Below are 12,553 nucleotides of genomic sequence, written 5' to 3' on the forward strand. Positions count from 1 at the left end.
CCCCCTTAGCGACCCCGAGGTGATTTCTCTGGTCAAGAAAGCCGTGGCCGAGATGCAGCGCGCTCATGAAGGGCGTAACGAAGGCTTGGCGCGGGACGAACGCAATCGCGGCTATGGCCGGCGCGTGATCAATATGCAAATCCGGGAAGATCTCGGAGACTTGCAGGCCGGGCTTTGGAGAAAAGGCGATTTCTTGCTCACAGGGCGGCGCTTTCTGCGTGCAGCTTTTGAGGAAAGTATCCAAGAACCGGAATCAAGCTGGGCAGGAGCAGTGGCCTATGTGCTGAACGATGCAGAAGGCATGGGGGATTTCTGGGACAGCGTTCTCTCAGAGGATTTGGTTTTTGAGGAAGGCTCAGAGCCTCTGAGGCAACTCTTGTTATTGAGATCCGTAATCGCGGTGGTTGATGTTCAAGAGCAAGAGATTCTGGAGCGCCTCAGAGGGATTTCCGATGCGCTGGGCATGGCAGTTTCTCCGTGGTTCCAAACGACGAGTGTGGAGGCAGAACCCTTGCTCCGGGAGGCCGCAGATCGGCTCGTGCTGCACGAACGCCTTCAGGCGGTGGAAGAGCTCTTGATGGCGGTGATCGAGCGCGCACTCCAGATCCGCGAGGCTCGAATGGCCCGGAACATGGGCGACCAAAAGGCTGCAGGGGAGGCGGCCCTGCTCCGAGCCTTTACGGAAAAGGCGAACCCTGCGCTCAAGGGCACAGAATTTGTGGCCGAAGAGACCGGGGCCCTCAGTTTGCGATTACCCCAAGTCCCGGAGACTGCGCTTGCCGAGCCCCCTGCAAGGCCGGAGCCGGAAGAAGAAAAGAGATCCGTGAAATCCGATTTCCTCCAAAACCTGCGTGGCCAGATGGAGAAACAGCTCCAAACCCTTGGCCCGGTTGCAGGCGTAAGACAAGAATTGCTGATGATGAGTGCCTTAGTGCAAAGGGGGTGCACAATCGGAAAAGACGACCGGGCGCTTGAGCTCGAATTCATTATTCCAGAAGGTGTGAGCGATGCTGATCTGAATTCACTGCACATTCGCACCAAGGGTCCGGTCGTGATTCATACCGGCCATTCCGGGGATGCCGCGGGCCGGGTCCAGTTGGAACTCACGGAAAATGGTTGGGTTTCTTTGGAGGACATGAGCGTTTCCTCCGCCAGTACCGGCGAAAGTTTTGTGGTACGGAAAGGTGCCTTGCTTGGACAGGATGCTGAGGGGCGTTTTCATGTGGCCAAGGGCTTTAAAGAGGCAGAGCGCGGTTCAGAGCAGCTGATGATCGTGGCCCGGTGGAGCCCCACGAGCTCCATGGATGAAGAGCTATTAGACGCCATGAAGGGAAAAGATGAGGTCGCTCCCACAAGCCGTACCGACATCGACATTTGGGATCTGGAAGGAAAGCCGGGACTCTACGGGGCTCAGGGTTTTATCGAAATCAATGGCCGTGATCTGGTGTTTGGGTTTGAGGGCACTAAGATTGCAGTGCCTGAGGGCAAAGAGTTCACTTTGGGAAATATTCAGTGGCAGGAAGGCACGCATCTCCAGGCCTATTCTGTGGGTCAAAACATTTCCTTTGGATTGGGTTTGCCGGAAGGTATTTCTGCCGGGGACCAAGACGTTGTGCTCGCGCGATTCAAGGGAATTCCTGTTCCTGAAGCCGATGTGCACAAGGTTTGGACAGCTCAATTGGCGCATAGCCTTCGCCGCGCGCAGGGAGACTTTCTGGATGCCGAGGCCAATGTGCAGCATGAAAAAGCCTTTGATCCGCTCGTGGTCAAGACCTGGCCTCAAAATGAGCTGGCCACCCAAGTGCAGGATGAGGGAAAGAGGCTTCTGACTTGGTGGCACACCGACGCTTTGAGCCAGATCTTAGGCAAAGGCCGGGTGGAGGCCCGGGCCGGTCCCAGCCTGGGCCGTATCCGTATTGAAGAACACCGGGATTTGGTGGCCCGAGCCGTTCAAGAAAGCGGCACAGAGGTCCCGCTCCCAACGAGCGATCCCTTCCAGCGTTCCTTTGCCTCCCTTCATCCCTTGGATCTTGTCACTCCACAAGATCCAGTCACTTTGGCTGAAAGAGCCTCCGCAGTGGCTATGGTTGCAATGCATACGGGGGGCCCCATTGCCAATATCGTGCGCGGCACAGACGAAGAGGCCCTCACCCGGGCGCAGTACCAGCAATTCTTCGCAGGCTTCAATGAATTTGCCACAGAGGCGGGAGTGGGCGAAGCGCTTGAAAACTATGAGGAGCTGTTTGGCGGCCAGCAATTCAACTGGGAAGACATTTTGGCGAATCCCGAGGCCATGGAAGCCCTCTTCAGCGATCCGCTTTGGTCCTTCAGGCAACTCATGCTCGACGAAAACGGGGACCAGCTGCGCGACTTGACCGAAGTCCTTACTTTGATGAGAGACTCCAGAGCTTTGTACGACAACGACGACCCGCGCACCCAGCTCTTCTTTGATTACATTGAGGAAATTGCCGAGAACTGGGACCTGGACTTGGGACCCGAAACCCCGGAGTTCGTTCCGGAAATAATGGATCCCAATCTTCAGCCGACTACGGTCACGGTTGCTCCTGTTGCGGAGACTGAAGACGAAACTGTTTCCGAAACAGAAGAAGTCGAAGTTGCAGACGAGGTTGAAGCGCCGGGTCAATTCACTTCCGAACAAACCACAGTAACTCAAGAGAATCATGCCTCACACACCCCCGCGGTGATGGGATTGGGTGTGGGCGCTGGCCTCTTGGGGGTGGGGAGGTTCCTCTTCTGGACGGCTCCGAAGTGGATGGTCTGGCAAGGATTCGGGGGAGCGGCGTCAAGGATTGTGAGAGGCAGATCTGGTCGTAGTAGAGCGGCGCGTTTTGCAATGGGAGTTGCCTTTAGGATTGTCGGTACTGCGCTGCTGATTTCCGGAGCTGTGGCTGCATTTACTTTAAGCTTTGCTAGCCTCGACCAGCCTATTTACCGGCCTTTGGCAAGATGGGCTTTGGAAAGGATGGGTAAAGACGTCAGCCTTTTGGAGGCATGGGGGGATATCGACAATTCCAGCGTCTACTGGATGGCCGCACTCCAAACCCTCCGATCTGCAGAGACCGAAGCGCCGGAGCTCGAAGATCCGGCGATCCAGGATCGCCTTGAACAAAACGACTTGTTCGGTGAGGAGGGGGTTAAGTCGGAGGTACAAAGGGCTATTGACGAGGGAATCGAGCTATCCAGAGCCCACGCTCTAGCGGGTAGCCCTTTGGTTGAAGACTATTCAGAGACCCATCCTAGGGAATATTGGCAGAGCTTCCTCGATGAGTTGCCGACAGATCAACCGCTGATCACAACCCTTAACTTGGGTTTTATCCATCAGCTCTGGATGGCCGGGCAGGCGGCAGACAGAGACTGGGAAAATCGACCTCTTGATCATCTGTTCAATGCTTTGGCCCAGCGGCCTGATTTGTATCGGCAGTATCTTTCTGAACTCGCCCAGCAGGATGACAACATGATCATCGGATTCTCCCGCCACTTTGCTAGCCTGAGAGAAAATACCCGCCGGCCTTTGGGACAGATTCAAATGGATCAGCTTCGGAATGATTGGGGTAGGCGCGAGCAGTTGGAAGCGGACCCGGATCAGGAAGTTCCGAGTTCTTTAATTCAGCAAACTGATGAGCAACTTCGTCTATACGCGGCAATGAGCGATTTTATTGCCGTCATCCGGCCACTGCAGGCGGGGGTTTTGCCTGAGATTCCCGAAGGATATGAAATCCAGATTACCCATATCGGTTTGACTTTTGATATGGGTCTGAGGCATATGCTTTCTTCCTTTACGGCACCGATTCGGGATTTGGTGGCTCAGGGTTATACGGCAACCATTCCCTCATTAGACAGTGGCACGGCGTCGAATGTGTCTCTGTTAGCAGGGTTGGTGAGTTATCGTTCAGATTTTACCGTAGATACATTTTATCGGGACCAGAAGGCTGCCCGTCTGCTGGAATGGGTTGAGACAACTGTGGCTGAAAGAAATCAAATGATTACCTTGGGAGAGTTATGGGCCCAGGCGCTAATTTTGCATACTGACGAAGAAACGATGACAGTAGATGTGTTTGGCGCATGGGCGACCATGGGGCATTACTTCAAGGCCATGGCCAGGGCTCCGGAGTTGATTGAAGGAGGCCCTCGCGCCAGATTCAATGATGCAAATGGCCCTTGGTTCATGGGTACCCGGTTCGATCACCGGGTGTTTATGGCATGGTTGGATCCACTCTGGCGAGGGATTGTTGTGGGGCCTGATCTCCAACCTGTTCTGAGTGTGTACAGCGTAGATGCGGACGGCAACACAAGCGGTCCGAATGGCAGGATTGTGAGAGAGTATCTGGCCGTGGACGATGACCTATACCATTCAATCGGAATTGTACTGATGGCTGGCTACATCTATATGAAAGGTTATGAAGAAATTGTGACGGATCAAGCAGCCTATGAGGCCTTGTATCCGGACTGGGATCCCAGACTCTCAAGTGAAGAGGCAGTAATAGGCCTCTTCCAAGGAGAGGGCTCTCTTATGGGCTCTCTCCAGGGGAACGACAGATCAGTCAACTTCGATCCGACCTCACAATATATACCAGGGTTGCCGAAATGGTTCAGTCTGGCGATTCAGAGGGGTGTTGAGAGGGAAGCCTTCCGCAGCTTCACTTGGGGAGACTATTCCGGATTGGCGGAGACCGAATCGAAGGTGCTTTTGGCCTATGTGGCTCGTGACTTCTTTAGGGGCCTGTTGGAAGAGGGGGTTCTCCAATTCAGGGAATACGACGAAGGTCTGATTGTGCAAGGTGGAAGTCCAGAGATGTTGTCGGTTGTTTCAGGGAGTGAAGCAGCTTTTCGGGACTATTATGCGCGCACGGTTATGGATTGGCAAGGCTTTCACAGCGCAGCCTCTGCTGCTTCTGGAGAGACGATTGCCATGGATGACTTAATTGGCATTTGGAGGAACCTTCCTGAATCAAGCAGAACCTCATTCTGGCAAACTGTAGCCGAGATTCAGGGAATTGCCCACATTCTCACCAATTCCGGCCAGTTGGCGAATTTCCCTCTTCCCATCGCCCTTCGTGAAATAAGGTATGGAATCGTATCGCTTCGGGAAAGTGGAGAAAATGTTCCAGCCAGTATGAGGACAGATCTTGGTGCGAACATTATGGACTCGCTGACAGAGGCTGATACTAGTTTAACACAGGGTGTGCAGGGAATGGTTGGCGAAGGGTCTGTCATGGAAGTCCGAGAAATGCCTGAAATTCAAACGTATATCGATTGGGCAATAGGCCTTCCCATAGGAACGAGAGCCCTGCTTCTTAGAGGACTTATGACTCAGAGACTGACTAGCGATCGGGAAGTGGTTGCCCTCTATGAAGAGCTTCACGATGTTCTCTATGTGCAGGGTTCCTTCCAGGAACAATATGTTGAAATGATTGAAGAGACTTTCAATGAGCTTATGAAACTCTTGGTATCTGAAAGCTCTGCCCCTGACCTGATAAGGAGGGTTCAGCTTTTACATGACTTATTTGCCTTGGGGGATAAGCGAACAGTGTTGAACTTTAACGCCTTGCTCGAGGAGTACAGTGAGTCACCGGCAGAGTTGCTAAACGTATTGCAGGAAGTTGATGATCAGCAAGGTTCGCAGAATATCCAGACTATTTTGGATGCAATCCCAGGGGACATCGAGCTTGTTCAGGAATTTTCCAGGTTGAGTAATGAGATAGCAGTTAGCAGATTGAATGCGCAGGTCCTGCTGGAACAACTTCGAGCTGGGGCAGAAGATCCAACACTTAACTCCGAGCAAGTTGCTAGGCTTCGAACTCTTGCAGAGCTTATTGAAACAAGTTTGCCGCTACTTGAGTTGGAATCTTTGGCAGAGACAGCTGATGAAGTAGGGCCTATTAGTGCTTCAGTGCGCTTGCAAGGAGATCCTCAAGAAGTTCTGCAAAGCCTCAGAGAAAAAGTTGAAGACTATCCGGCGACTGCCCAGTACTACATAAATAGCTATATCTGGAATGGTCAGGATGCTGATGTCTTGATTGAAATTCTAAAGCACCCAGATGTGCCGGATAGGGCGATTATGGACATTGTCTTATTCACTTGGCAGTGGCCTGAGGCAATTAACTATTTCCTGGGTATGGATGAAAAACCGATTTCATCTGTATTTGCTCTGAGTCAAACCGTATATGCACGTGGTGGAACTACGCTTCCGATATCCATGATTGATGAAGCAGTGCGTCAGTTGCGGGATGATCCAATCGGGACTGCCCTGATCACACTCTTCAATGAAACCAGTCTAAGCTATGAAGATAGTGAACTTCTGTTGCAGGCAGAACCGCTCTTCAGTCTAGCTCGTGAGCGAAACTCAGATGCCGATTACTCTAATGATATTGACTTAGTGGCCCTAGGTCGCAGTTTGCCGGAGCTGAGTCTCGAGGCCTGGGTCAATGGGCTCCGGCAGGAGCTAGAGGCGTCCGGGGAGGAGACTTCGATGCTTCAGCCGGAGATCCAACCGCAGAATCTCACCCGCGGCAGTCCTGAACTTCAACCACCGCTTCAACCACAAACTCCCGCAGCCATGGGTGTGGGGATGCTGGGAAGTGGAGGCGCGGGTTCGGCCCTGGGCGTATCCGGCGCCTTGAGTCGGATGGGAGTTATTGGCCGCACGCTCAATGGCGTGGGGCGCCTTTGGTCGGCCACGGTCTTTCGCGGGATGGGGCAACAGGAAACCGAATCCAGCCGGCGCAGGCGGCGCACGCCTTCGATTTTAGGAATCGCGGCACGGGGACTTCTTGCGATTCCCGTTGCCGTGATTTCAGTAGGCTTCGTGTGGATTGGTGCGATTCGCCAAACTCTGAGTCTTTCCAACCTCATCCGGCGCGCCATTTCGAATAGAGGAAGAGGCAGGCCTTGGAGATGGCCTGCATTAGGTATGTGGGGGTTGACTGTATTGCCCGCGTCATTGATTGCTAGCGCAGCCATCATGGTGGCGCCTCCGGTATTGCTTCTGGCGCAGACTATGGGCAGCGATCAGTTTCTGCTCTGGACACTGACAGGGGTGGAGGCGGCAGAAGATTGGTTGCAATACCAGGCTCTCTATGATCCCAACATGGTTTCCACCCTGACCCCGGATCAAATCCAGGATAGTGTGGAGGTCTCAGCTGTTGAGAGACCGATTCTCGACCACTATTTGACACAGGCTAGCGCCCTGGCCGTCCAAGACGAGCGCATTCGCTTCGAAGCGGAAGATTTTGATGACCAAGGGGTGCTCAGGCCCGGGGCTTCCAGCTCCCAAGTCGGCGGTGAGAGCTCCCGGCAGTATTGGGAAGCGGTGTTTGCGGATCTGCCTGCAGGTGTGGCCCTCCTGGACACCCTGGGACCGGAACTGTGGTCTGCGCTCTACCAAGCGGGTCAAGATCCGTTGTGGTCCAACCAGGCCTCCGAGACCGGCCTGCAGGAAATCCGCCAGACGCGGCCCTTGGATCATTTCTTTAATGCCTTGCTTCAGGACGAGGAATTGCTCCTGCGCTATTTGGACGAAGTATCCCAGCTTGCAGCAGTGCATTCTGAACTCGTTACTCAGTTTGCTCAATATGTGGCCACACTCAAACCCGGCACCCGGCAGAGGATGATGCGGGCCTTCTTGAATGAGCTTCGGCCGGGCTGGGAAAGAGAAGAAAGCCAGATTCGCAACAGCGGGGAGGCGGATGGGGATTTGGCAGACCGGAATCGCAGATGGTCCATCTTGTACACGGTAATGACTGACTTTGTGCGGGGACGTGAGCGCAGCGTCGTTGGTTTATTGCCTTCTGCCGAAGGATATCAATTCCCTGTCATCGCCGAGGGAGCGGTTACTCCAAGCCATGTGGCCTTTACTCGATCCCAGGCCGAAGCCGCGATTGCCAATGGGGTGCTGCAGGTCTTGAACAGCCCCGAATTCGCCGGCGCGGCCATCGTCTCTCCTCAGATCAACGAGATCAATACATCGGACTTAATCAGCATGCTGATTCCCTATTTTGGGAGAAGTGATCCGGAGAATCCCTTGTTTACTTGGCCGGCGGCTTTCTTTGAGGGAAGTCAGGCAGGCCGCTTGGCTTTGATTTTAGAGGAACGGGACACGATGATCACCTGGCCGGAGCTGGTGGCGGAAGCAACACGCCTTCATCAAGACCCAGACACCGGTGCCATCAACTTGCCTGCGGTTATCTTAACTATCGAGCAATTGCTGATTGACGGGTCTCGACGTGAAGAATCCACCCTGAGTATGGGGGAGGCCCTTGGATTTAGGGATGGCCCGACCTGGGCAGGGATCTTCGATCTTCGTATCTTTTGGCCCATCCTGGATCCCGGCCTCAATGCTACCGTGGGAGATAACGGCCAGATCTTGCTGGACCTTTACTGGGACGTAGATGCGAACGGGAATATCAATTTTGTGGATGCTGTGGACGGGGACGGCAATGTATTGATACCCGCAGAGACCATGCGCACAGGGGAGTGGTTCCCTGCTGTCGAGGATGACCTTTATAGCTCGGTGATCCAGATATTGGTCTTCTGGTTGGTTCAAACAAAATCCTACGAGCAGCTATATCGGGAGGAAATGGAGGCTCTCAATGCGCACGGGACCCTGGATGTAGAGGGTGTCGAATATGATCCCGAAGCACCATTGGATGAAGCGGATGTCGATTTTGATGATGCTTTTACTACTCTGCGGAGTATTCAAACAGCAGGCTATTTGGATTCCCGTCAAGCGCCGCGAGTGCCTCGTTGGATAAAGCATGCCTTGGAAAATAATTTTCTCGATCTCATGATGCAATTGTTCTTTACGACGCTCAGCCGCGATGCCTTGGGTGCAACCGCCGGTAGCGAGGAGACTGCCAAGGTCGTGTTCGGCAACGCGGGAATTCAACTCATGGCCATCTTGATCGGGAGCGGCCGGCTGCAATTTCTTTCCAGCGAAGAGAATTCCGCAGCAGCCATACGCATGGTGCGTCAGTGGCCAACCCTGGAGGCCGTATTGGGCGGCCTGGATCTGAACGAATATGTGGCGGGTCTGGAATCCCGGTGGGCTGCGTTGGGATTGGGCTGGGACCCGGCGGGCGTGGCCCTCAGTATCTCCCGGAACGGAGAAGAGTTTGTTTCGGACCTGCCCGCATTTTGGCGGGGCTTGGGAGGCTTCTATCAACTGGAAGCAATGTATGACCGGGAGCTTTTTGACGAGAACCTTGCTCTGTTCTCTGTCCCGGCTTTCATTGGGGAACTCTCCGATCTATATTCAGAGCTTGCGGCAGACGAAGGCGAAGACTCTGCTGCGTTGCTTAATCTGCAGAACTTCCTTCTGACTGCGCCTCATGAGTTCCGAGTCCTTTTCGGAGGGAGTTCTTCTTCCGAAGCCTTGAGCTTTCTCATGGGCGGTGAACGATCCGTGCATGTGTTGGCGGCAATAGCGCGTAATCACGATACTATTAGCGGATCGGAGGCGGAGCAGCTCGCTCGACATTCCTCATGGATGGTGGTGGGGAATGCGGTTACCCACCCGGATCTTAGCCCGGAAGTGAGAACGGAAGTTTTACGGCGTGTTCTCGAAGCAAGTCAGCGATTCGAAGATAATCCTCTTGTGGCAAGAATGAATGGAAGGCAGCTGGATTTTCTGGAATCCATGCAGGCTATGGATGAGGCCCTCATCAATAATGTGGGGCTGCAGGAGTATCAAGCATTGGTTAAGGTCATTGAGGGTATCGTTAGCTCACAGGAGCTTTCTGCTGAGGAAAGGGAACTTCTGGTATCTTCCTCCACTCTGCCTGTGAGTGTTGTGGATACATTACTTGTGAGTGAAGACCTCTCTTCGGAGGCCTTGGAGAATCTCTTGCCGTTGAGCTTGGGCACTGGGACGCTATTACTCATGCTGACCAATCACCCCAACGCCACTCCTGCGCTCGTGCTACGTGCTTGGGAGCAGGCTTCTCCTACGATGCGTATCGTGCTGGCTGGGTATGCTCCTCTGCCTGCCCAGGTTTGGTGTGATCTGGTGGTATCGAGCCGTATGCGGACCCCTCAAATGGAAGAAGAACTCTGGCGCTTTATTGGCAATCGCAACTTATCCCCCGCCGCAGATTTTATTACGGAGCTTATGTTGAGTTATGTTGCGGAAAGCATGCCTGGGGTTGAATTGGATCTTGGGGTTGTTCCGGAACAAGGATTACCGGAGTTTCCTGAGGAGTTTCTGAATCAGTTGGAAGAGTTCCAGGACGTGTTCTTAGAGGCAGACAGGCTTCGTGAGACAGGCCAGTGGGATGAATCCCTCTTTGACACCCTATTTGCTCTCAACTGGATGCATGTGGAGGACACACCTGTTGAGGACAGATTGGCCGCGTGTGTGAATTTGGAACTTGCAGTAATGGCCTATCAGATGCTGAGAATGGGCGTGGGAGATGCTGAAGTCCTGAACGGCATTCTGGAATCATCCGAATGGGCCTCGGGACCGGTGTTGGAGACTCTAAGGATTGCTGATTTGACCCGCACAGACACGAGCCGTTTGGCAGCAATTCCTGAACTAGGCTCAGACTATCTGACCACACTCGCAGTCCTTTTGCTGGCTTCTCCAGAGCAGCGTCCTGCTGTTTTTCAGGCCATGCGGCAAAACATGACTCGTGATGGGCCTTTTGAAGAACATCCTCTTGCGCTCATGGTCCGGATTTTTGAAGTGTTTTGGGAAAGCTATCCGGATGAAATGCCCTCGCCTCTTCAGGTTCGAGCGCTTACGGTTCAAAGTCCAGCACTTGAAATTGCTGCTGCTGTTGTGCCGCCCGAAGTCTTCCGTGCACGTTACCTTGAGACAACAACGGATGCGGTGCCTTATGTTATGAGATCCCAACGCTTGATGCCTAGAAGCAAGCTGGGTGCTCTGTTAGAAACTCACTGGCAGTCTCCGATTATCAGGGCCTTGGATGCAGTGGCCCTTCAGCCGGAGACCACGCCCGCAGACTTTCGAATACTGTTGAGCTCTGGCGACGACGGTTTGCTGAGCTGGGCCGTGGAGGCAGACCGGACAAGTTTTGCAGACTTGGTAGTGCTCTCTCGTGGTGAATTCGGGCTTGTTGATTTGGGGATTGGAGACGACCTGAAGGCTGATCCTTTCGGAGGATTTTGGCGCGACCGGTCAGAAGAGCGTGTTGAAAGTAATCGGTTCTACCGGCGGGAAATCATCCAATCAGCCACAGAAAGGCTCAATAACACTCAAGCCGGTCGCCAGCTTCTTCAGCTTGTCTCAGAATCCCGGACACCGGAACAAGCTGTAACAGCGCTCCAACCTGCATTTTGGGCTGACCCCATTTTGCGGTATGCGAGCGTGGTTCTCAACGATGCTCAGTGGGAGCAAGTCCTGCAAGATTCACTTGCGGATACGGACCTTGATTCTCGGGTAATTACCTGGGTGCGCAACGTGGGCGTGCTTCTGCCCCAGGATGGATCGACTCCGGTGGAAGTGCTGATCTCTATAGCCACACTGTCACGCGAAGTGGGAATTGAAATTCCCATTTCAGATCCTTTTAATTCGCAGCTGGTCCACTTCATGACGCAGGCAGCAACTGACGAGGAATTTCAAGCTATCTCAGATCTATTGCGCATGTCCGAATCCTTTGTTGCCTTGGCAAGAGAGAGGATCGGAGAGGAAGGAGCCCTGGGGATTTTGTTAAGCGGAGATCAAACCGGGAATGCGTATGAAGTTGCATTGAGAGGGTTGTACAGCGTGGCCGCGTTGCTGGAAACTTCCGAGCTTGATCCGATTTCATCTCTGGCTTATAGGTTCTCATTCTTTACAAGAGGCGGCCTCGGGCCGGAAGCCAGAGACTTGGCCGTTGAAATGGCCGGGATAAGCCCCTTGTATCGGCAAGCCCTTGCCTTGCTCGGAATCTGGACGGGCGCATTCTATTCAACCCCCGAGTACATGACAGAAGAGTTTTTGCAGCGGGCGCTGGATGGACTTTCCCCTGCACTGGAAAGCACAGCGCCCATGCCCGCTTCCGTGGTTGCAAGTTTGTTGGAGCACGATTTCATCAGCCGTATTGCTTCTGCGTATGAGAATGGCGAATTTACGCAGGAACAGTTTAACCGGGCTTGGAGTGTGGTGGAGCGCTACAGATCTGAGACACAAGGGATGGAGCCGGATCAGATGCTGGAGTATTTGGTGGAAGTTTGGCTTGGTGCGCTTGAGTTTCAGCTCCTTGCTCCCTCAGATCCTTATGTGATCTTGGCAAGTCCCTATGCCTCAGATGCCGACCTTCAGGATTGCGCAAGTGTCCAATTCCGGGGAGTGGCTGAGAATACTAATAGGCGTTCTTTGAATGCCGTTCTCCATCTCGTGCTCGCAGACCCGCGTATTTCTCCTAGGTATTTGACTCAGGCCGCCAGTGTCTCTGTGGAACAGGGGCAGTATATCCTCAGTGCTGAGGACCTCACTGCGGGAACGCTTGTGGCACTCCTCAACCAAGCGCTTAATGAAGGAAACACGGAACAAATTGGGACTGTGGAACAGCGCCTCCTTGAAAGAGGTCCTGAG

1 protein-coding gene is annotated in these 12,553 nt (G+C 53.6%); it reads left to right on the forward strand.

What is annotated here, in order from left to right; genetic code table 11:
* A partial coding sequence (locus JW937_07145) for a hypothetical protein (protein MBN1587187.1) occupies positions 1-12,553 on the forward strand: 12,553 nt, incomplete at both ends.

The organism is Candidatus Omnitrophota bacterium, assembly GCA_016929445.1.
Taxonomy (GTDB): domain Bacteria; phylum Omnitrophota; class Gorgyraeia; order JAFGIU01; family JAFGIU01; genus JAFGIU01.